The 20075-nt window shown below is 66.2% G+C and carries 21 protein-coding genes; 16 read left to right on the top strand and 5 right to left on the bottom strand.

Features of this window, described 5'->3' with window-relative positions; genetic code table 11:
• Positions 1–178: 178 nt before the first annotated feature.
• From EO139_RS17565 to EO139_RS17575, 3 genes are all read left to right on the top strand, one after another.
• Positions 179–805, top strand: coding sequence for a DUF47 family protein (locus tag EO139_RS17565; RefSeq protein WP_104532321.1), 627 nt, complete (start codon positions 179–181; stop codon positions 803–805).
• Between the two features lie 9 nt (positions 806–814).
• On the top strand, positions 815–1942 hold the full coding sequence (locus tag EO139_RS17570) for an inorganic phosphate transporter (protein ID WP_104582878.1): 1128 nt from the start codon (positions 815–817) through the stop codon (positions 1940–1942).
• Between the two features lie 121 nt (positions 1943–2063).
• Positions 2064–2825 carry a YdcF family protein gene (locus tag EO139_RS17575; RefSeq protein ID WP_115676773.1) on the top strand — a complete coding sequence of 254 codons (762 nt, stop codon included), beginning with the start codon at positions 2064–2066 and terminating at the stop codon, positions 2823–2825.
• Positions 2826–3068: 243 nt separating this feature from the next.
• Here EO139_RS17575 and EO139_RS17580 read toward each other — a convergent pair whose 3' ends face one another.
• Both EO139_RS17580 and parE read right to left on the bottom strand, forming a co-directional pair.
• Entirely contained in the window at positions 3069–4568 is a 1500-nt protein-coding gene (locus EO139_RS17580) for a S10 family peptidase (RefSeq protein WP_126971668.1), read from the bottom strand.
• Positions 4569–4941: 373 nt separating this feature from the next.
• Positions 4942–6831: a DNA topoisomerase IV subunit B gene (gene parE / locus EO139_RS17585; RefSeq protein ID WP_104582880.1), complete on the bottom strand. Its 1890-nt coding sequence runs from the start codon at positions 6829–6831 to the stop codon at positions 4942–4944.
• A gap of 162 nt (positions 6832–6993) precedes the next feature.
• On the opposite strand from parE, the gene EO139_RS17590 reads away from it, so the two are divergent.
• The 8 genes from EO139_RS17590 to truD all read left to right on the top strand — a co-directional run bounded on the left by EO139_RS17590 (position 6994) and on the right by truD (position 14802).
• A complete protein-coding gene (locus tag EO139_RS17590) occupies positions 6994–7242 on the top strand; it encodes a hypothetical protein (RefSeq protein ID WP_164739315.1) in 249 nt (82 codons plus the stop codon).
• 176 nt (positions 7243–7418) lie between these two features.
• Entirely contained in the window at positions 7419–9083 is a 1665-nt protein-coding gene (locus tag EO139_RS17595) for a CTP synthase (RefSeq protein ID WP_104582881.1), read from the top strand.
• A gap of 204 nt (positions 9084–9287) precedes the next feature.
• Positions 9288–10121 carry a 3-deoxy-8-phosphooctulonate synthase gene (gene kdsA, locus EO139_RS17600; protein ID WP_119128393.1) on the top strand — a complete coding sequence of 278 codons (834 nt, stop codon included), beginning with the start codon at positions 9288–9290 and terminating at the stop codon, positions 10119–10121.
• Positions 10122–10404: 283 nt separating this feature from the next.
• Entirely contained in the window at positions 10405–11697 is a 1293-nt protein-coding gene (gene eno / locus EO139_RS17605; RefSeq protein WP_126971670.1) for a phosphopyruvate hydratase, read from the top strand.
• Between the two features lie 3 nt (positions 11698–11700).
• Positions 11701–12057: a cell division protein FtsB gene (gene ftsB / locus EO139_RS17610; RefSeq protein WP_016904016.1), complete on the top strand. Its 357-nt coding sequence runs from the start codon at positions 11701–11703 to the stop codon at positions 12055–12057.
• Positions 12054–12827: a 2-C-methyl-D-erythritol 4-phosphate cytidylyltransferase gene (gene ispD / locus EO139_RS17615; RefSeq protein ID WP_126971673.1), complete on the top strand. Its 774-nt coding sequence runs from the start codon at positions 12054–12056 to the stop codon at positions 12825–12827. Before ftsB ends, ispD begins: the two co-directional genes overlap by 4 nt.
• A gap of 145 nt (positions 12828–12972) precedes the next feature.
• On the top strand, positions 12973–13464 hold the full coding sequence (gene ispF / locus EO139_RS17620) for a 2-C-methyl-D-erythritol 2,4-cyclodiphosphate synthase (RefSeq protein WP_126971675.1): 492 nt from the start codon (positions 12973–12975) through the stop codon (positions 13462–13464).
• Positions 13465–13692: 228 nt separating this feature from the next.
• Entirely contained in the window at positions 13693–14802 is a 1110-nt protein-coding gene (truD, locus tag EO139_RS17625) for a tRNA pseudouridine(13) synthase TruD (protein ID WP_126971677.1), read from the top strand.
• Positions 14803–14943: 141 nt separating this feature from the next.
• On the opposite strand, the gene EO139_RS17630 is transcribed toward truD, so the two are convergent.
• Positions 14944–15483, bottom strand: coding sequence for a Smr/MutS family protein (locus tag EO139_RS17630; protein ID WP_164739904.1), 540 nt, complete (start codon positions 15481–15483; stop codon positions 14944–14946).
• A 99-nt stretch (positions 15484–15582) separates the two neighbouring features.
• On the opposite strand from EO139_RS17630, the gene surE reads away from it, so the two are divergent.
• The 4 genes from surE to EO139_RS17650 are packed head-to-tail and all read left to right on the top strand — an operon-like array spanning position 15583 to position 18442.
• Complete coding sequence (surE, locus tag EO139_RS17635; RefSeq protein WP_104582888.1) at positions 15583–16362, top strand: 5'/3'-nucleotidase SurE; 780 nt, start codon at positions 15583–15585, stop codon at positions 16360–16362.
• Entirely contained in the window at positions 16359–17036 is a 678-nt protein-coding gene (locus tag EO139_RS17640) for a protein-L-isoaspartate(D-aspartate) O-methyltransferase (RefSeq protein ID WP_104582889.1), read from the top strand. Before surE ends, EO139_RS17640 begins: the two co-directional genes overlap by 4 nt.
• Before the next feature lie 18 nt (positions 17037–17054).
• Positions 17055–17669: a YqaA family protein gene (locus EO139_RS17645; RefSeq protein WP_104648524.1), complete on the top strand. Its 615-nt coding sequence runs from the start codon at positions 17055–17057 to the stop codon at positions 17667–17669.
• Positions 17666–18442 carry a peptidoglycan DD-metalloendopeptidase family protein gene (locus tag EO139_RS17650; protein ID WP_164739905.1) on the top strand — a complete coding sequence of 259 codons (777 nt, stop codon included), beginning with the start codon at positions 17666–17668 and terminating at the stop codon, positions 18440–18442. The genes EO139_RS17645 and EO139_RS17650 overlap by 4 nt, the downstream gene beginning before the upstream one ends.
• A gap of 188 nt (positions 18443–18630) precedes the next feature.
• Here EO139_RS17650 and EO139_RS17655 read toward each other — a convergent pair whose 3' ends face one another.
• Positions 18631–19005 (bottom strand): Mth938-like domain-containing protein, encoded by a 375-nt coding sequence (locus EO139_RS17655; RefSeq protein WP_104648525.1) that lies wholly within the window; start codon positions 19003–19005, stop codon positions 18631–18633.
• Between the two features lie 14 nt (positions 19006–19019).
• Positions 19020–19325 (bottom strand): ribosome assembly RNA-binding protein YhbY, encoded by a 306-nt coding sequence (gene yhbY, locus EO139_RS17660; RefSeq protein WP_104582892.1) that lies wholly within the window; start codon positions 19323–19325, stop codon positions 19020–19022.
• Positions 19326–19390: 65 nt separating this feature from the next.
• Here yhbY and rlmE point away from each other — a divergent pair, with 65 nt between their 5' ends.
• On the top strand, positions 19391–20023 hold the full coding sequence (gene rlmE / locus EO139_RS17665; RefSeq protein ID WP_104648526.1) for a 23S rRNA (uridine(2552)-2'-O)-methyltransferase RlmE: 633 nt from the start codon (positions 19391–19393) through the stop codon (positions 20021–20023).
• Positions 20024–20075 lie beyond the last annotated feature (52 nt).

Genomic DNA, 20075 nt, shown 5'->3' on the forward strand with positions numbered 1-20075 from the left:
CTTCCATAGGGTGCACCCGAGGGCGCGGGAGCATGTTAGCAAACCACAGGGTGGTTCGAGCCGGGAAATGCCGATGTGAAGGCCACTTGTGGCGCCGAGATACCCAGACAGGTCATGGAACGGTCATAATTCGCGCTTGGCGTCCGTCTCTCCCTCGACGGCAGGAAGTTCTCCACCCATGTTCTCGTTGCAGACCATCTTCGGTTCCGGCAAGCAGTTCTATGCGCTCCTGAACGAAGCGGCGCAGGCCGCCTACGACAGCACCAAGGCCTTGCACGCCATGATGCGCACGTCCGACCGCCAACCCGCGCTGGACGCCTTCAAGCTGGCCCGCCTGCGCGAACGCGCCGCCTCCGACAAGATCGGCCAGGCGCTGGTGGACAGCTTCATGACCCCGATCGAGCGCGAGGACATCGAGGCGCTGGGGTCGGCGCTGTACAAGATTCCCAAGCAGGTCGAGAAGTTCGCCGACCGGTACTCGCTGGCCACCAAGCACCTGGAGCACATCGACTTCGCCCCGCGCGCGGCGATGCTGGAACAGGCCGCCGCGGTGGTGGTGGAGATGGTGACCGACCTGCCGCACATGAACATCGATCGCATGACCGCGCTCAACGACAAGCTGCGCATGCTGGAAAACGAAGCCGACCGGCTGATGCTCGAGCTGTACCGCGACATCTATTCCGGCCGCCTGGACACGCTGCAGATGTTCCTGCTCAAGGAATTCTTCGAGATCCTGGAAAAGGCCATCGACCGTTGCCGCGAGGCCGGGGTGGTGGTGTACCAGATCGTATTGAAGAACAGCTGAGGTCGCCGCGTGCTTACCCTAGTCCTGGTGGTGATCCTGGCGGCGTTGGTGTTCGAGTTCATCAACGGCTTCCACGACACCGCCAACTCCATCGCCACCGTGGTCGCCACCAAGGTGCTGTCGCCGGGTTGGGCGGTGATGCTGGCCGCCGGCATGAACCTGATCGGCGCGCTCACCGGCACCGCGGTGGCGCTGACGATCGCCTCCGGCCTGCTCAACACCGAGGTGGTCGAGGTCACCCCGCAGGTGATCCTGTGCGCGCTGCTGGGCGGCATCATCTGGAACCTGATCACCTGGTGGAAGGGCCTGCCGTCGTCGTCCTCGCATGCCTTGATCGGCGGGCTGTGCGGCGCCGGCCTGGCGGCCGCGCACAACAACTGGAACGCGTTGATCTGGTCGGAAAACATCGGCAACTGGGCCAAGAACAAGGGCCTGTTGTGGAAGGTGTTCGTGCCGATGATCACCTCGCCGATCGCCGGCTTCCTGCTCGGTATCGTGGTGATGCTGCTGCTGTGGGCGATCATCGCCGGCATGGCCAGGCTGGGCGGGCCGATCGGGCGGCTGGCGCGTCCGCGCTGGGTCAATGCCTTCTTCGGCAAAGCGCAGATCGCCTCGGCCGCCTACATGGGCTATGCCCACGGCCATAACGACGCGCAGAAGACCATGGGCATCATCGCCATGACCCTGATCGGTGCGCAGTCGGCCGGTGCACTGGACGAGCTGCCGGGCTGGCTGTCGTTCCTGCATCCGGGCACCGGGCTGGCCGCAGGCGCCGGCATTCCGATGTGGATCGTGCTGACCTGTGCGGTGGTGATGGCCGCCGGCACCGCTTCCGGTGGCTGGAAGATCATCAAGACGCTCGGCCACAAGATGGTCAAGCTGCATCCCATCCACGGCTTTGCCGCGGAAACCAGCTCGGCCACCGTGCTCACCGTGGCCGCGCATTTCGGCATGCCGGTGTCGACCACGCACAGCATTTCCACCGCGATCATGGGCGTGGGCTTTGCCAAGAATCCGCGCTCGCTGCGGCTGGGCGTGATCGAGCGCATCGTCTGGGCCTGGATTCTGACCATCCCGGCCGCGGGCGGCGTGGCGTATGTGATCCTGCGCTGCTTCGAGTGGTTCGGCTGGACCTGAGCGATGTCGCGCGATGGTCACCTCGGTCGGCGAGCATGCGCGCCGACTGCAGGGCGTCCGGTTGCAGGGCATCCGGTTCGACCCTGATATCCCAACGCGTCCTGCCTGAGGAAACGCGCCGATGATGCTTGCGCTGGTGTGCGTGCTGTTCCTGCTGTCCTGGTTGATCGGCCGCCGGCGCTGGCTGCGCAGTGCGCGTGCGCTGGCGGCGGCCACGCTGGCCCTGCTGCTGCTGGTGGGCTGCGGCCCGTTGGCGAGCTGGATGCTGCACGGCTTGCAGCAGACCGGCGTCAACGACTTCAACGACTGGCGCGCGCGCAACATGATCGTGCTGCTGGGCGCAGGGACGGTGCGGCCGGATGGCCCCGACGCCACCGCCGAGTCCAACATGTTCGCCTATGGCCGCATCGTCGAATCGGCGCGGCTGTACCGGCAGTGCCGTGCCCACGGCGGCGACTGCAAGATCGAGATCAGTGGCGGCGATGCGCGCGGGCTGGGCCTGTCCGAGGCGGTGGTGTACCGGAAGGTGCTGATCGGGCTCGGGATCGATCAGGCCGACCTGATCATGGAGCCGTCCAGCATGAACACCTGGCAGAACGCGCAGTTCAGCCAGCCACTGCTGCGCACGTACCGCCCCGACCGCGTCGTGCTGGTGTCCTCGGCCACGCATCTGCGGCGCGCCGAACTGTATTTCCGCCATTTCGGCATCGATGCCACGCCGGTACGGTCGGACTGGCTGACCGCGTCCTGGGCGTGGTTACCGCAGAGCTACAACTTCACCGTGGCCGATGTCGCCCTGCACGAGTATCTGGGCATTGCGCGTTATCGGGTCTACGAGTGGCTGGGGTGGAATGTGCGGGCTGTGGCGCCTGGGGCGTTGTGAATTGGGAATCGGGAGTGGGGAGTGGGGAATGGGGATTCGTAACAGCTGGTGCGCGTTTTGGTTTGTTCGGCTGATTTGAATCTCGACGGCAGCGAGTGGTGTTGAACGTTGACGCGGGCAAGTCACATGTGTGGCGGCCCGAAACCACTATTGGCTTTGCCAGTGGCTTGGCGACGGGTTGGTACGCACGCGCCGTCGGTGTGCTGCATCGCCAGCCGCGTGTGCGGCCGGCGATGGCTGTGCTCAGCGGGTTTCGTACAGCGTCTTGACGTCGTTGCGGAACGCGGCCTGGCTGTCGGGGCGGTTGTAGAACATGTGACCACCGGGATACTCGCGCACCTGCACGCGCGTGGGGTCGCCCATCGCCGGCATCTGGTCCACGGTCAGCACCGATCCCATGAACGGGCAGGAGAGATCGTTCCAGCCATGTGCGATCAGTACGCGCAGCTTGGGGTCGATCGCCACCGATTGACGCAGCTGCGTCACCGCGCCCTTGCGCAGTTCATCGCCCCATTCCCACGCCGTATTGACCTCGTAATTGATCGCCTGATAGCGGGCATCGACTTTCCAGCCGACGATCCGGGTGACGAAGTCCACCATCGCGGTGGTGGTCGGCGCGATGATGCTGTCCAGCAGCGGATCGTTGGCGCGCTGCTCCGGATCGTTGGGGAAGGGGTCGAACGCGGTCACGTTGGAGTCGTAGCGGCTGCCCAGCTCGCCCTTGTCGCGGAACACCTCGCGCAGGTATGCCTGGGCTTCCAGGCGTCCGCCGGAGCGGCGCACATAGGTCGCGTCCAGTCCGGTCATGCGGGCGACCTGTTGCAGCATCGCCTCGGTCGCCTGCGGGTCGGTGCGGCCCTTCATCAGCGCCACCGCATAGTCGCCGCGGGTGTAGTCGATCACCTGGCGCATCGCCGTGTCGCTGAGCTGGCCCTGGCGCTCCAAATGCGCGGCGGCGATCGAGGGCAGCGTCATCATCCATGCCAGGGGCGAGACATCGCTGTTGTCGTCCAGGGTCGGGTTGAGGTACGGCGACACCAGCACCACGCCGTTCATCGCCACGCCGAGGCGGGTCTGCAGATACTGGGTGATGCGCGGGCCGCGGAAGCCACCATAGCTTTCGCCGACCAGATACTTGCGCGTCTGCAGGCGGCGATTCTTCAGCAGCCAGTCGTAGATCACGCGCGAGAGATATTCCACGTCGGCCTGCGGGTTGTAGAACTGCTTCTTGGCCTCGTCGTCGCCGATGAGCGCGCGGCTGAAGCCGGTGCCGACCGGGTCGATGAACACCAGGTCGGTGAAGTCCAGCCAGGTGCCCGGATTGTCGCGCAAGGTCGCCGGTGCGGACGCGCTGTCGCCTTCGGCGCCGAAGCCGACCACCTTCGGCCCGATCGCGCCCATGTTCAGATAGACCGACGCCGCGCCTGGTCCGCCGTTCAAGGCAAAGGTCACCGGGCGGTCCTTGCCGTCCACGGTGTAGGCGGTGAACACCACCTCGCCGGTGGTCCTGCCCTGCGCGTCGCGCACCGGCAGCGTGCCGACGGTTGCGGTGTAACTCAGCGAGCGCCCGGCCACGCGCGTGCTTTGCCGCACGCTGGCATCGGCCGGCAGTGGCGCGGGTTTGGCCACCGCCGCGTCGGATTTGGTATCGGGTTTTGCATCGGTCTTGTCGGGCGCATCGGCCAGCGCCGTCCCGCTGAGCAGGACGCAGGCCAGCAGGCTGGCGCGGAGAAAAAAGGACATGAGCATCGGACGTTCGGCAGGGGAGCGACGATGCTAGGCCCCCGGCGGCGCCCGATGGATGTGCACAAAGGCACATGTGTCGCGTCGGCCGACGCCGCATGCCTGGCATGGCGCCGTCTGTGCCGCGGCAGGCAGCCGTCTGACCCAGAGGGCGAGGTTTGGGCAGGCTGCTGAAATAGGCATCGACCTAAGAGAAAACCGATGACACTCCCTTCTCCCGTCGGGAGAAGGTGCCCCGCAGGGGCGGATGAGGGTACGGGGCGCAGCCTCGGGCGGTTACTTACCCGGTGGCTTCGCACGTACCCTCACCCCAACCCCTCTCCCGACGGGAGAGGGGCTTGACCTTTAGGGCCTTAACGCTTTCCAGAGGTTCTTAAACTTCCAGCGACGCCAGATCGCCCTTGGTCTCCAGCCACTGCTTGCGATCACCGGCGCGCTTTTTGGCCAGCAACATGTCCATCAGCGAGCGGGTCTGTTCGCCATCGTCGATGGTCAGCTGCACCAGGCGACGCGTATCCGGATGGATGGTCGATTCGCGCAGCTGCTGCGGATTCATCTCGCCCAGGCCCTTGAAGCGGGTGACGCTGACCTGGCCCTTGATCTTCTCGCGCGCGATCTTGTCCAGCAGCGTGGTCTTTTCCTCTTCGTCCAGCGCATAGAACACCTGCTTGCCCACGTCCACGCGGAACAGCGGCGGCATCGCCACGAACACATGGCCGGCGGCAACCAGCGCCGGGAAATGCTTGAGGAACAGCGCGGTCAGCAGGGTGGCGATATGCAGGCCGTCCGAGTCCGCATCGGCCAGGATCACCACCTTGCCGTAGCGCAGCCCGGTGATGTCGTCCTTACCCGGGTCGCAGCCGATCGCGATCGCCAGGTTATGCACTTCCTCGGAGGCCAGCACGCTGCCCGAAGCCACTTCCCAGGTGTTGAGGATCTTGCCGCGCAGCGGCAGGATCGCCTGGAAATCCTTGTCGCGCGCCTGCTTGGCCGAGCCGCCGGCCGAGTCGCCCTCGACCAGGAACAATTCGGTGCGCGACAGGTCCTGGCTGATGCAGTCGGCCAGCTTGCCGGGCAGGGCCGGGCCCTGGGTGACCTTCTTGCGGACGATCTGCTTTTCGGTCTTCAACCGCGCGCTGGCGCGGTCGATGGCGATCTGCGCGATCTTCTCGCCGATCTCCACGTTCTGGTTCAGGTACAGGCTGAAGGCATCGTGCGCGGCGCCTTCGATGAAGCCGGCGGCCTGGCGCGAGGACAGGCGCTCCTTGGTCTGCCCGGAGAACTGCGGGTCGGTCATCTTCAGGCTGAGCACGAAGGTGACCCGGTCCCACACGTCTTCCGGCGCCAGCTTGACCCCGCGCGGCAGCAGGTTGCGGAAGTCGCAGAACTCGCGCAACGCATCGGTCAGGCCCGAACGCAGGCCGTTGACGTGGGTGCCGTGCTGCGCGGTCGGGATCAGGTTGACGTAGCTTTCCTGCACCAGCTCGCCTTCCGGCACCCAGGCCGCGGCCCAGTCGACGATCTCGGTGTCCTTCTTCAGGCTGCCTGCGAACAGGTCGGCCGGCAGCAGCTCATGGGCGGCCATCTCGCCCTTGAGGTAGTCGCGCAGGCCGTTCTCGAAGTACCAGCTGTCCTGCTCGCCGGTGGCCTCGTCGTGCAGCTTGACGGTCAGGCCGGGGCACAGCACCGCCTTGGCGCGCAGCAGGTGGCGCAACGCGCGCACGTTGAACTTGGGCGTGTCGAAGTACTTGGGATCGGCCCAGAAGCGCAGCCGCGTGCCGGTGTTCTTCTTGCCGACGGTGCCCACCACTTCCAGCTTGGACGCGGCGTGGCCGTCGCGGAACTCCATGCGGTGCTCGCTGCCTTCGCGCTTGATGAACAGCTCGACCTTGGTCGACAGCGCATTGACAACGCTCACGCCCACGCCATGCAGGCCGCCGGAGAAGGTGTAGTTGCGGTTGCTGAACTTGCCGCCGGCATGCAGCCGGGTCAGGATCAGCTCGACACCGGGAATCTTTTCTTCCGGATGCATGTCCACCGGCATGCCGCGGCCATCGTCGGACACCTCGCAGCTGCCGTCCTTGTACAGGGTCACTTCGACCTGCCTGGCATGACCGGCCAGCGCCTCGTCGACCGAGTTGTCGATCACTTCCTGCGCCAGGTGGTTCGGGCGCGCAGTGTCGGTATACATGCCAGGGCGGCGTTTGACCGGGTCCAGGCCCGACAGCACTTCAATATCGGCGGCGTTATAACGGGTGTTCATGCATCTCGTTAGCACGTGAAACGACGCGCAAGTGTGGGGGCTGGGCCGATTTTTTGCACGCGACCGACGTTCAGTGCAGGGCGGGGTGCGGCTGGATACCCTGGCGTTGGATTCGGAACCAAACGTCCCCATCTGAGGATGTCACCGAAACCGGAGGACACCATGAAGTTCAAGCACATCCTGATGCTCACCCTCGGTGCTGCCGCAGTGGCCGCGCTTCCTGCCCTGGCCCAGGCGGCCCCGCAGCAGACCGGGCAGGGCACCGGCGCCAGCGCGCAGAAGGCCGACGACGCCAAGGCCAAGACCGAAGCCGAGCGCAAGGCCGAGCGCCGCGCCGCCGCCGCGGCGCACAAACCCAAGGCCGATGACGCCCCGCGCGAGGAAGAGGAAGAAGAAAAGCCGGCGCGCTGATGCCAGTGCGAGTCGGCGCCACGCCATACAGACGCCCCGGCCCTGGCCGGGGCGTCTGCATTTGGGCGCCAGGCGCATCGCCGCTTTCGCCGCTGTGACGACATGATCGTCACGCAACCCTTGGGCATTCGCCCGTCACCCGCTAAACTATGGCTTTCCGGGAGGCTCCAAGCCCCATGACCCCCCTGATTTTTGTTACCGGCGGCGTAGTGTCCTCGCTAGGCAAGGGCATTGCCGCCGCTTCGCTTGCCTCCATTCTGGAAGCGCGTGGCCTGAAGGTCACGATGATGAAGCTGGACCCCTACATCAATGTGGACCCGGGCACGATGAGCCCGTTCCAGCATGGCGAGGTCTACGTCACCGACGACGGCGCCGAGACCGACCTGGACCTGGGTCACTACGAGCGCTACGTGCGCACGCGGCTGTCGCGCAAGAACTCGGTCACCACCGGCCGCATCTACGAGAACGTGATCCGCAAGGAGCGTCGTGGCGATTACCTGGGCGCCACCGTGCAGGTGATCCCGCATATCACCGACGAGATCCGCCGTTGCATCGACGAGGCCACCGCCGGCTTCGACGTGGCGCTGATCGAGATCGGCGGCACCGTCGGCGATATCGAGTCGCTGCCGTTCCTGGAGGCGATCCGCCAGGTGCGCACCGAGCGGGGCGCCGAAAAGGCCATGTTCATGCACCTCACGCTGGTGCCATACATCGCCGCCGCTGGCGAGCTGAAGACCAAGCCGACCCAGCACTCGGTCAAGGAACTGCGTTCGATCGGTATCCAGCCGGACGTGCTGCTGTGCCGTTCCGAGCAGGCGGTTCCGGATTCGGAGCGCCGCAAGATCGCGTTGTTCACCAACGTCTCCGAGCGCGCGGTGATCAGCTGCCCCGATATCGACGTGCTGTACGGCATGCCGCTAGAACTGCGTCGCCAGGGCCTGGACGAGTTGGTCATCGATCAGTTCAAGCTGCGCGACAAGGTGGCTGCGCCCGACCTGTCCGAATGGGCGGCGGTGGTGGATGCGGTCAAGCATCCGCTGGACGAGGTCACCATTGCCGTGGTCGGCAAGTACGTCGACCACCAGGACGCCTACAAGTCGGTGGCCGAAGCGCTGCGTCACGGCGGTCTGCGCCAGCGCACCAAGGTCAACCTGAAGTGGCTGGAAGCGCAGGACCTGGAAGGCAGCGACATGGCAGCGCTGCAGGATATCGACGGCATCCTGGTGCCGGGCGGCTTCGGCGACCGTGGCTTCGAAGGCAAGGTACTGACCTCCAAATACGCGCGCGAGCACAAGGTGCCGTATTTCGGCATCTGCTACGGCATGCAGGCGGCGGTGGTGGACTATGCCCGCCACGTGGCCGACCTGGACGCAGCCAACAGTACCGAGAACGATCGCCAGTCGCCGCATCCGGTGATCGGCCTTATCACCGAATGGCGCACCGCCACCGGCGAAGTGGAAAAGCGCGACGAGAAATCCGACCTGGGCGGGACCATGCGCCTGGGTCTGCAGGAGCAGCGGCTCAAGCCGGGAACGCTGGCGCGCGAAGTGTACGGCAAGGACGTGGTCGCCGAACGCCATCGCCACCGCTACGAGTTCAACAACCGCTACCGTACCCAGCTGGAAGACGCCGGCCTGGTGATCTCCGGCAAGTCGATGGACGACACGCTGGTGGAGATGGTGGAGCTGCCGCGCGAAACGCACCCGTGGTTCCTGGCCTGCCAGGCGCATCCGGAATTCCTCTCCACCCCGCGCGACGGGCATCCGCTGTTCATCGGCTTCGTGCGCGCCGCGCGCGAGAAGAAGGCGGGTGGAAAACTGCTGAAGGAAGCGCGTGCGTGAGCCGCTTGTTCTCCCTGCGGGAGACGCGGGCGCGCCGTGCCGGATGAGTGGGTGCCGCAACGCACTGGAAGATGGCAGCCATGGCGAACGCGTCGCCATGCGCCGGCCTGGGCAAGCCATCGGGCTTCACCAGCGCGTTGCAACCGCCCCCTCATCCCAACCCCTCTCCCGACGGGAGAGGGGCTTAATCAATAAGGTGACCTGATGAAACTCTGTGACTTCGACGTCGGCCTGGATCAGCCGTTGTTCCTGATTGCCGGCCCCTGCGTGATCGAGTCGATGCAGCTGCAGCTCGACGTGGCCGGCAAGCTCAAGGAGATCACCGGCAAGCTGGGGATCAACTTCATCTTCAAGTCGAGCTTCGACAAGGCCAACCGCACCTCCGGCACCAGCTTCCGCGGCCCGGGCCTGGAAGAAGGCCTGAAGGTGCTGGAAGCGGTGAAAAAGCAGATCGGCGTGCCGGTGCTGACCGATGTGCACGAATACACCCCGATGAACGAGGTCGCCGCCGTCGTCGACGTGCTGCAGACCCCGGCCTTCCTGGTGCGCCAGACCGACTTCATCAAGAACGTCTGTGCCGCCGGCAAGCCGGTCAACATCAAGAAGGGCCAGTTCCTGTCGCCATGGGACATGAAGCCGGTGGTGGACAAGGCCAAGTCGACCGGCAACGAACAGATCATGGTCTGCGAACGTGGTGCCTCGTTCGGCTACAACAATCTGGTCAGCGACATGCGCTCGCTGAGCGTGATGCGCGATACCGGCTGCCCGGTGGTGTTCGACGCCACCCATTCGGTGCAGCTGCCGGGCGGGCAGGGCAGCAGTTCCGGCGGCCAGCGCGAATTCGTGCCGGTGCTGGCGCGCGCCGCGGTGGCGGTGGGCATTTCCGGCCTGTTTGCCGAAACCCATCCGGACCCTTCCAAGGCCTTGTCGGACGGCCCCAATGCCTGGCCGCTGGACAAGATGGAAGCCCTGCTGGAGACACTGCTGGCGCTGGACACCATCACCAAGCGTCACGGCTTCCTCGAACAAGGCGTCTGAGCAGGCAATGCGGTGGCGCGCGCGGCCGCTGCTGCGTGGTCCGTTAGCGCCGCGGATGCGGATGTGGTGCCGGTGTTCGCACAGCGGTGCCGCGTGTGGCAGCTGCAGCTGACACCGCTGCACTGCGCAGTCGGTACTGCCGCCCACCTGCTGCTCCGGCGTGCTGACGTGTCGCCATCGCGGCGGCCGCATGCTCACGCCATTTGGCAAGCCGCAGTCCTGCGGCGATAATCCGGCAGCTTGTTTCCGGTGTCCTTCCCCCTTACTGGTAACCGATCGACCTATGACCACTATCGCCAAGATCCTCGCCCGCGAAATCCTCGACTCCCGCGGCAATCCCACGCTGGAGGCCGAAGTCACGCTGGACGACGGCTCGTTCGGCCGCGCCGCCGTGCCCTCGGGCGCCTCGACCGGCACCAAGGAAGCGGTGGAACTGCGCGATGGCGACAAGACCCGCTACCTGGGCAAGGGCGTGCTGCACGCGGTGCAGAACGTCAATGGCACCATCGCCGAGACGCTGAAGGGCTTCGATGCCGCCGACCAGCAGGGCCTGGACCGTCGCCTGATCGATCTGGACGGCACCGAGAACAAGGGCCGCCTGGGCGCGAATGCGCTGCTGGGTGTTTCGCTGGCCGCCGCGCATGCCGTGGCCGCCTCGCGCAAGCAGCCGTTGTGGCAGTACCTGTCCACCATCACCGAATCGGACGTGGCGCTGCCGGTGCCGATGATGAACATCATCAACGGCGGCGCGCATGCCGACAACAACGTCGACTTCCAGGAGTTCATGGTGCTGCCGGTCGGTTGCAGCTCGTTCTCCGAAGCGCTGCGTGCCGGTACCGAAATCTTCCACGCGCTCAAGTCGGTGCTCAAGGGCCACGGCCTGAGCACGGCAGTCGGCGACGAAGGCGGCTTTGCGCCGGACTTCCGCAGCAATGTCGAAGCGCTGGACACCATTCTCGAGGCGATCGGCAAGGCCGGCTACACCGCAGGCGAAGACGTGCTGCTGGGCCTGGACGTGGCGTCCAGCGAGTTCTACGACAACGGCAAGTACAACCTGGTCGGCGAGAACAAGCGCCTGACCAACGAGCAGTTCGTCGACTTCCTGGCCGACTGGGTCGCGCAGTATCCGATCATCAGCATCGAAGACGGCCTGGCCGAGGACGACTGGGCCGGCTGGAAGCTGCTCACCGACCGCGTCGGCAAGAAGGTGCAGCTGGTCGGCGACGACCTGTTCGTCACCAACCCGAAGATCTTCAAGCAGGGCATCGACTCGGGCACCGCCAATGCGATCCTGATCAAGGTCAACCAGATCGGCACGCTGACCGAGACGCTGGAGGCCATCGCGATGGCGCACGCGGCCAACTATGCCTCGATCGTCTCGCACCGTTCGGGCGAAACCGAAGACACCACCATCGCCGACATCGCCGTGGCCACCACCGCCACCCAGATCAAAACCGGCTCGCTGTGCCGCAGCGATCGCGTCGCCAAGTACAACCAGCTGCTGCGCATCGAGCAGGCGCTGGGCTCCGGCGCACGCTACGCCGGCCGCGACGCGTTCGTTTCGATCAAGCGATAAGCCGTGCGCAACTGGCGCTGGCTACTGCTGGTGCTGGCGGTGCTGCTGGCTTGGCTGCAGTACCGCTTCTGGTTCGGGCCTGGGAATTCCGGTGAAGTCATGATGCTGGAAGCCCAGGTCGCGCATCAGACACAGGACAACGAAGGTCTGCGCCAACGCAACCAGGCGTTGGCAGCAGAGGTGAAGGATTTGAAGGACGGCGAGGCGGCAATCGAGGAACGCGCGCGCAGCGAGCTGGGCATGATCAAACCGGGCGAGACGTTCTATCGCGTGGTCGAGGATGCACCGCCCCTGCCGCCGGCTGTGGCCGCGCCGTCGGCTGCACCCGTCGAGCCCGACGCGCCGGCGGAACAGCCATGACCGGTTCGATCTGGGCGATCGTGCCGGCCGCCGGGCGCGGCACGCGCTTTGGCGGGCAGACCCCCAAACAATATCTGCCCGCCGCCGGGCAACCGCTGATGGCCTACACGCTGGCGGCGCTTGCCGCGCATCCGGTGGTGGCCGGCATCGTGGTGGCCATCGCGCCCGACGATGCGGATTGGCCGGGCTGGACGTCGGTGCAGGCCAAGCCGGTGCTGACCTGCGTCGGCGGCGGGACACGTGCGGCATCGGTGCTGGCCGGATTGCTGGCCTTGCCCGAGAGCGTGCGCGCCGATGACTTTGTGCTGGTGCACGACGCCGCGCGGCCCAATCTCGGCCTGGCCGACCTGGAGCGCCTGCTGGAAATCGGCCGCGGCGATCCGGTCGGCGCGATCCTGGCTGCACCGGTGCGCGACACCCTCAAGCGTGCCGGCGACGATGGCGGCATCGATGCCACCGAACCGCGCGAGCGGCTGTGGCGCGCGCTGACCCCGCAGCTGTTTCGTCGCCATCAACTGATCCGCGGCCTGACCGAAGCGTCGGCCGCCGGCGTGGACGTGACCGACGAGGCGATGGCGATGGAGCGGCTGGGATTGCGCCCGTTGCTGGTGGAAGGTGCCGAAGACAACTTCAAGGTGACCACGCCAACGGATCTGGCGCGCTTCGAATTCGAGCTCGCACGCCGCGGCGTGGCGGTGGACGCCGAATTGGTGGCCACGCGCAACGATGCGGTGTTTGCCGATGCCAATCACGACGTCAACACGCGTTAGGGCGGCTGTCGAACGATTGCGAGGCCGGTTTGCGGAACCGGCCGTGTAGGCCACTCGTACACGGCGGTCTCGTGCGACATCCATGCCGACCTAAACGACTGCTTGCTCCCTGTTGTTGGGCACTCTCACTCACCACGGATTTTCCATGTCTCTCAATTTTCGAATCGGTCAGGGCTACGACGTGCATGCGTTCGGCGCGGGCGACCACGTGATGCTGGGCGGCGTGCGCGTCGCGCACAGCCATGGTGTGCTTGCGCACAGCGATGGCGACGTGGTGCTGCATGCGCTGTGCGATGCAATGCTGGGTGCGCTGGCGCTGGGCGATATCGGGCAGCACTTTCCGCCATCCGATGCGCGCTGGAAGGATGCCGACAGCGCGCAGTTCCTGCAGCATTGCGATCACTTGCTGCGCGAACGTGGCTGGCGCGTCGGCAATGCCGATGTCACCGTGATCTGCGAGCGTCCCAAGATCGGCCCGCATGCGCTGGCCATGCGCGAACGCATTGCCGGCCTGCTGGCGATCGAGCTCGATGCGGTCAACGTCAAGGCCACCACCAGCGAAAAACTCGGCTTCACCGGCCGCAGCGAGGGCATTGCGGCGCAGGCGGCGGTATTGCTTGGCAAGATCGCTGCATAACCGCAGCCGGCAAGGCCGGTGCCCACCGCCGGCCGGGTGCGAACGGTGCCTGACGATGGGGGCAGCACAGCGCTCATCACGCATGCCCTGCATGCACTGTCCACACGCATCTGACCACTGCCGGCCAGGTTTCTAGCCGTTCCACACTTGGCGTTGCAACGCGACATCACCGCGCCGAGGCATTCGGCACACAGCGCACGACCTGTCGGCGCGAAGGTAAATCACAGCATGAGCGACACCTCTGTTCTGCCACGTGCGCATGGCGCTGCGGTCCTTGGCGCGGCAATGCGCAGCACGCCCGACGATTTTCAGGTCGACGAGCTGCCGGCCTTCGAGCCCTCCGGCGAGGGCGAGCACCTGTTGCTCACCATCCGCAAGCGTGGGCAGAACACCGCCCATATCGCGAAGAAACTCGCGCACTGGGCCGGGATCGCCGAGATGGGCGTCAGCTACGCCGGCCTGAAGGACCGCCATGCGGTGACCACGCAGCGCTTCAGCGTGCATCTGCCCAAGCGCATCGCGCCGGAGCTCGCCACGCTCGATGACGACGAGATGCAGGTCATCGACAGCACCTGGCACAACCGCAAGCTGCAACGCGGCGCACTGCTGGGCAATCGTTTCGTGTTGACGTTGCGCCAGGTGCAGGGCGAGCGCGCTGCGATCGATCAACGCCTGCAGGCGATCGCCGCGCGCGGTATCCCGAACTGGTTTGGCGAACAGCGTTTCGGTCGCGATGGGGGCAACGTGGCCTTCGCGCTGGCGATGTTCGGCTACCAGTCCAATGCCGACGGCACGTTGTCAGCGGCGCCGGCATCCAGGCGGCGGCTGCGCAACGATCAGCGCTCGATGCTGCTGTCGGCGGCGCGCTCGGCGTTGTTCAATCGAGTGCTCAGCGCACGCGTGGGGCAGGGTACCTGGGACACCGCACTGGAGGGCGAGGCGTGGATGCTGGACGGCTCGCGCAGCGTGTTCGGCCCCGAGCCGTTCAGCGAGGAACTGGCAGAGCGCCTGGCGCGCTTCGATATCCATCCCAGCGGGCCGTTGTGGGGTGCCGGCGAGCTGCGTTCGACCGGCCAGGCCGCGGCGGTGGAGCAGGGCGCCTTGTCCGATCCGCAATCCGACGCGCTGCGCCACGGCCTGGAAGCAGCGGGCCTGAAGCAGGAGCGCCGCGCACTGCGCCTGCGTCCGCAACAGCTGGAGTTCCGCTGGCTGGATGCACACAGCCTGCAGCTCGAATTCGCACTGCCGCCCGGTTGCTACGCCACCGCGGTGCTGTGGGAGCTCGGCGAGGTCAGCGACGCCGGCCGTCTCAACACCGGCCCGCGTTCCGACGCCTAGGCCTGCCCGGTGGTCGTGAGCCGCCCGGCAAACACGCCAACGCGTAGGAGCGGACCAGGCCGCGACGGGCTTTCCCCTCAGCCCGTTCCCACGCAAGCGCATGCCTGCAATCCAGGTCGGTAACCGGCCACCCCATCGGCCCTAGCGCCGCGCCAACAACACCAGTAACGCCCCCGTGCCACCCTGGGTGGCCGGCGCGGAATGAAACGCCAGCACGTCGTTGCGTTGACGCAGCAGGCGATCCATCAGGTTCTTCAACACCGGCGCACCGTTGTCCGACTGCAGCCCCTTGCCGTGGATGATGCGCACGCAGCCATGGTCGTGCGCATGCGCCTCCAGCAGGAACTGCCGCAGCAGGGATTCGGCCTGCGTGGCGGTGGCGCCATGCAGATCCAGCTCGTCCTGGATCGAGAACTGCCCGCGCTTGAGCCGTTGAAACAATCGGGTGGGAAGATTCTCGCATCGGTAACTGGCGGTATCTCCGGCTTCCAGTGGCGCGCTGTCGCGCAGCAGGCGTGCGAATTCGGTGTGCGCTTCGGCGTCGTCGCGCTCGGCCATGCGCGCGCGCGGCTTGGGGCGCGGCTTGGCATTGGCCGGTGGGGCGACCTCGCGAATCGGCTTGACCGCGCCGATCGCTGCGCGGAACAGCGCGCCGTCGTCTTCGTCTTCTGGATGCGACATGGTCACAGCGTAACGTGCCCAACCTCAGGTGCAAGCGAAGATCAAGCGCGAAGGGCGCGGACGCATCCGGTATCATGGCCCGGTTTTCCGAGGAGTCCCATGCGCGTACTGGTTAGCAACGACGACGGTGTCGACGCCCCCGGCATCCAGATTTTGGCCGAGGCGCTGCGCCATGCCGGTCATGAAGTGATGGTGGTCGCGCCCGACCGCGACCGCTCCGGCGCCAGCAATTCGCTGACGCTGGATGTGCCGATCCGCACCCGCCGCATCGACGCGCAGACCTGCGCGGTGGCCGGCACGCCGACCGACTGCGTGCATCTGGCGCTGACCGGCATGCTCGATTACGAGCCGGATATCGTGGTCTCCGGCATCAACAACTCGGCCAATCTCGGCGACGACGTGATCTATTCGGGCACCGTGTCCGCCGCGATGGAAGGCCGCTTCCTCGGCCTGCCGGCGGTGGCGGTGTCGCTGGTGACGCACAACCATGAGGCGCACAACTACCAGAGCGCCGCACGCGCGGCGGTGGAGATCGTGGCGCGGCTGAAGGCCGACCCGTTGCCCGCCAACACTATCCTCAACGTCAACGTGCCGGATCTGGCCTGGTCGGATGTGCTCGGTTTCGAGGTCACCCGGCTCGGCAACCGCCATCGTTCCGAGCCCTGCGTGCCGCAGCGCGATCCGCGCGGCCGCACCGTGTACTGGATCGGCCCGGCCGGGCCGGAGCAGGATGCCGGCCCCGGCACTGACTTCCACGCGGTGCGTACCGGGCATATCTCGATCACCCCGATCCATGTCGACCTGACCCGCTATCAGGCGTTGGAGACGGTGGCCGGCTGGGTGGGCGGGTTGACCGCCGCGCTGGATACCCCGGCATGACGCCCAGGCTACGCCTGCAACCGGAATCGGTCGGGATCGGCATGACCTCGCAACGCGTGCGCGACCGGCTGGTCGAGCGCCTGCGCGAGGCCGGCATCCAGGACGAAGCCACGCTCAACGCGATGCGCACGGTGCCGCGCCATCTGTTCATCGATGAAGCGCTGGCCTCGCGCGCCTACGAAGACACCGCCCTGCCGATCGGCCACGGCCAGACCATCTCGCAGCCCTGGGTGGTCGCGCGGATGACCGAGGCGGTGCTGCAGGTCGGCCCGACCAGGGTGCTCGAAGTCGGCACCGGTTCCGGCTACCAGGGCGCGATCCTGGCCGCGCTGGGGCTGGAGGTGTACACGGTTGAGCGCATCGGCGACCTGCTGCGGCAGGCGCGCAAGCGCTTCCGGCATCTGGGCATGAATGTGCGCAGCAAGCACGACGACGGCCGCATCGGTTGGCCCGAACACGGCCCCTACGATGCCATCGTGGTCACCGCCGCCGCCCCGGCACTGGTCGATGCGCTGGTCGATCAGCTGGCGGTCGGCGGACGGCTGGTCGCCCCGGTCGGTGGCGCCTCGTCGCAGTCGCTGGTGCAGCTCACGCGCGCTGCCGACGGCGCGATCGAACAGCAGGTTCTGGCGCCGGTCACGTTCGTCCCGCTGTTGTCGGGCATGCTGGATTGAATCCATGAGAGTTCCTCGATGAAGATCTTCGGGCCGTTGTACGACGTGGCCATTCGTTGGTCGCGCAATCGCCGCGCTCCGGCGCTGCTGACCGGCCTCAGTTTCGTGGAGGGCTTCATCTTCCCGGTGCCGCCAGAGGTGATGCTGGCGCCGATGTCGCTGGCCGAACCCAGGCGCGCGTTGTGGTTCGCCACCTTGAGCCTGCTCGGCTCGGTCTGCGGCGCGCTGGTCGGCTATCTGCTGGGCCATTTCGCCTTTGCCGCATTGTCGCCGCTGATCGAATGGCTGGGCTGGAGCGCGAAGATCCAGGCGCAGATCGAAACCCTGCGCACGCTGGTCGCCGATTCGCCGTGGAAGGCCTTCTGGGCGCTGGTGCTGGTGGGCTTCACCCCGATTCCGCTGAAGATCTTTACCTGGGCCTCGGGCGTGGTCGGCGTGCCGATCCTGCCCTTCATCGCCAGCATGCTGGTGGGGCGGGGCAAGCGCGTGTACCTGGTGGCCGGCGCGATCCGGCTGGGTGGAGCGCGTGCCGAAGCCGCGTTGCATCGCTGGATCGAGCCGCTGGGCTGGGTGGCCATGGCCGTGCTGGCAGTGGGAGCAGGGTGGCTAGCGTGGAAGACAACCAACGGATGAGCAAGTTGCAGATGAATTCGGTATGTAAGACAGCAGTCCTGCTCGCAGTGGCCGTCGGGCTGGCCGCCTGCAGCAGCGCCACGGTGGTGCGTTCGCCCGGAGCCGGCGCCGGTTCGGCGTCCGCACGTCCGTCCGCTTCGCCACGTCCGTCGGTGCCGCGCCCGGGCGCGACCGTCACCGTCCAGCGCGGCGACACGCTGTACGCCATCTCGCGCCGCACCAACATCACCGCGCCGGATCTGGCGGCCTGGAATGGCCTGTCCTCACCGAACACCATCTATCCCGGTCAGACCCTCAAGCTCTATCCGCCCGGGGCCAGCAAGCCTGGCGGCAGCACCTCCACCGCCGGCACGGTGGTTCCGCCGCGCCCGAGTGCCCCGGTCGCAGCGCCGGTCAGCAGCGGATTTCCGTGGCGCTGGCCGGCCGATGGCGTGGTGGTCGGCACCTTCGTCACCGGCGAAACCACCAAGCAGGGCGTGGACATCGCCGGGGCCAGCGGGCAGGCCGTGCGTGCCGCGGCCGATGGCGTGGTGGTGTACTCCGGCGCCGGCCTGGTCGGCTACGGCGAGCTGATCATCATCAAGCACAACGACCAATGGCTGTCCGCCTACGGGCACAACCGCAAGCGCCTGCTCAACGAAGGCCAGAGCGTCAAGGCCGGCCAGCAGATCGCCGAGATGGGCCGCAGCGGCGCTGCCCGCGACATGCTGCACTTCGAGATCCGCTACAACGGCAAGCCGGTGGATCCGTTGCTGTATCTGCCGAAGAAGTGAATCGGGAGTAGGGAATAGGGAATCGCAACAGCCTTGGGCCGGGGCTTTATTGATGGATGGCGGACGACGCCTGACCTGAGCAGGGCATCTAAGGCTCGGTAAATTTCGCTTGACAGCGAAGTTTCAGTCCAGCCTGCTTTCCCGATTCCCGATTCCCGATTCCCGATTCCCGATTCCCGATTCCCGATTCAGCCTTCCAAAATCATTGCCAGCGCCACCCGGCGGCCTTCGCTGGCCAGCACGTTGTAGGTGCGTGCGGCGGCCGCATTGGTCATCGCTTCCAGGCCGATGCCGCGGGTCAGGCAGGCTGCCAGCACGTCCGTCTTCGGAAACTGCTGCCGCTCGCCGGTGCCGAGCAGGATCACCGCCGGGGCAAGTGCCAGCACCGCGTCCATATGTGCGACCTGGAGCTGCGCCAGGCCGGGCACCGGCCAGCCTTCCACCAGCTCGTCGGGCATCAGGATGAAGCTGCGCTGCAGAATCTGGTCATTCACCTTGGCATGGCGGCCATCGGCCGCGCGCAGCGCATAGGTGTAGTCGGGGTGTTCCTGGCTTAAAGGCATGGCGAACTCGTCTGTCAGCCGCGCGGCAGCACGATCTGACGCTTTTCCTTGCTGGGGCGGTACAGGATGGCGACATGGCCGATCCGCTGCACCAGCGCGCTGCCGGTGTGCTGGGTCAGTTCGGCGATCATGGCGTCACGGGCCTCGCGATCCTCCGATGTCACCTTCACCTTGATCAATTCGTGGCGCTCGAGCACTTCCTCGAGTTCGGCCAGAAATGCCGGCGTGACCCCTTTGCCCCCGGTCTGCAGCAGTGCCTTGAGATCGTGGGCCTGGCCGCGCAGGAAACGGTTCTGGGCGGAGGTGAGAACAATGGACATGCAGGATCAAAGGGAAGCAAAGGGTGTTCAGGGTATCATGGCGACCCGTTCAGACCCCTTTGCCGATGCCTTCCCGTAGTAAAAGCAGCCAGCGCTGGCTCAAGGAACACTTCGCCGATCCGTTCGTCAAGAAGGCGCAGGCCGAAGGCATGCGCTCGCGCGCGGCCTACAAGCTGGAAGAACTGCTCCAGCGCGACCGTCTGCTCAAGCCGGGCATGGTGGTGGTCGACCTGGGCGCGGCGCCGGGCGGCTGGTCGCAGCAGGTACGCAAGTCCATGGGCGACAGCGGCCGGGTGGTGGCGCTGGATATCCTGGAGATGCCACCGCTGGCCGGGGTGGAGTTCCTTCACGGCGACTTCAGGGAGCAAACCGTCCTATCGGAATTCGAGGCGATGCTGGGCGATGTGCCGGTGGACCTTGTGCTGTCCGATATGGCCCCCAATAAGAGTGGCATGGACGCGGTCGACCAACCGCGGATGATGCACCTGGCGGAACTGGCAATGGAATTTGCCGATATCCACCTCAAACCGGGCGGGGCGTTCCTGATCAAGTTGTTCCAGGGCGTCGGGTCCGACGACTACATTCGTGAGCTTCGCCGCCGCTATGACAAGGTGACGATTCGCAAACCGGCGGCCTCGCGCAAGCGCTCCCCGGAAGTTTATGCGCTCGGTCAGGGCAAGCGTGCCCAGATCAAGTAAGCTGCCAATGACCACCGTGTTTCAAGAATTGAAGAGTAGAGGGCACCGGAGC

This window comes from Xanthomonas sp. BRIP62411 (genome assembly GCF_003993525.1).
Taxonomy (GTDB): domain Bacteria; phylum Pseudomonadota; class Gammaproteobacteria; order Xanthomonadales; family Xanthomonadaceae; genus Xanthomonas; species Xanthomonas euroxanthea.

Bases quoted from the DNA above. Each gene is read 5' to 3' on its own strand.
- EO139_RS17650 (WP_164739905.1), top strand. From the start codon at position 17,666: ATGAGCAAGTTGCAGATGAATTCGGTATGTAAGACAGCAGTCCTGCTC.
- EO139_RS17565 (WP_104532321.1), top strand. From the start codon at position 179: ATGTTCTCGTTGCAGACCATCTTCGGTTCCGGCAAGCAGTTCTATGCG.
- EO139_RS17595 (WP_104582881.1), top strand. From the start codon at position 7,419: ATGACCCCCCTGATTTTTGTTACCGGCGGCGTAGTGTCCTCGCTAGGC.
- ispD (WP_126971673.1), top strand. From the start codon at position 12,054: ATGACCGGTTCGATCTGGGCGATCGTGCCGGCCGCCGGGCGCGGCACG.
- EO139_RS17575 (WP_115676773.1), top strand. From the start codon at position 2,064: ATGATGCTTGCGCTGGTGTGCGTGCTGTTCCTGCTGTCCTGGTTGATC.
- EO139_RS17630 (WP_164739904.1), bottom strand. From the start codon at position 15,483: ATGTCGCATCCAGAAGACGAAGACGACGGCGCGCTGTTCCGCGCAGCG.
- ispF (WP_126971675.1), top strand. From the start codon at position 12,973: ATGTCTCTCAATTTTCGAATCGGTCAGGGCTACGACGTGCATGCGTTC.
- EO139_RS17645 (WP_104648524.1), top strand. From the start codon at position 17,055: ATGAAGATCTTCGGGCCGTTGTACGACGTGGCCATTCGTTGGTCGCGC.
- EO139_RS17580 (WP_126971668.1), bottom strand. From the start codon at position 4,568: ATGTCCTTTTTTCTCCGCGCCAGCCTGCTGGCCTGCGTCCTGCTCAGC.
- parE (WP_104582880.1), bottom strand. From the start codon at position 6,831: ATGAACACCCGTTATAACGCCGCCGATATTGAAGTGCTGTCGGGCCTG.
- EO139_RS17640 (WP_104582889.1), top strand. From the start codon at position 16,359: ATGACGCCCAGGCTACGCCTGCAACCGGAATCGGTCGGGATCGGCATG.
- truD (WP_126971677.1), top strand. From the start codon at position 13,693: ATGAGCGACACCTCTGTTCTGCCACGTGCGCATGGCGCTGCGGTCCTT.
- EO139_RS17655 (WP_104648525.1), bottom strand. From the start codon at position 19,005: ATGCCTTTAAGCCAGGAACACCCCGACTACACCTATGCGCTGCGCGCG.
- kdsA (WP_119128393.1), top strand. From the start codon at position 9,288: ATGAAACTCTGTGACTTCGACGTCGGCCTGGATCAGCCGTTGTTCCTG.
- eno (WP_126971670.1), top strand. From the start codon at position 10,405: ATGACCACTATCGCCAAGATCCTCGCCCGCGAAATCCTCGACTCCCGC.
- surE (WP_104582888.1), top strand. From the start codon at position 15,583: ATGCGCGTACTGGTTAGCAACGACGACGGTGTCGACGCCCCCGGCATC.
- EO139_RS17590 (WP_164739315.1), top strand. From the start codon at position 6,994: ATGAAGTTCAAGCACATCCTGATGCTCACCCTCGGTGCTGCCGCAGTG.
- rlmE (WP_104648526.1), top strand. From the start codon at position 19,391: ATGCCTTCCCGTAGTAAAAGCAGCCAGCGCTGGCTCAAGGAACACTTC.
- yhbY (WP_104582892.1), bottom strand. From the start codon at position 19,325: ATGTCCATTGTTCTCACCTCCGCCCAGAACCGTTTCCTGCGCGGCCAG.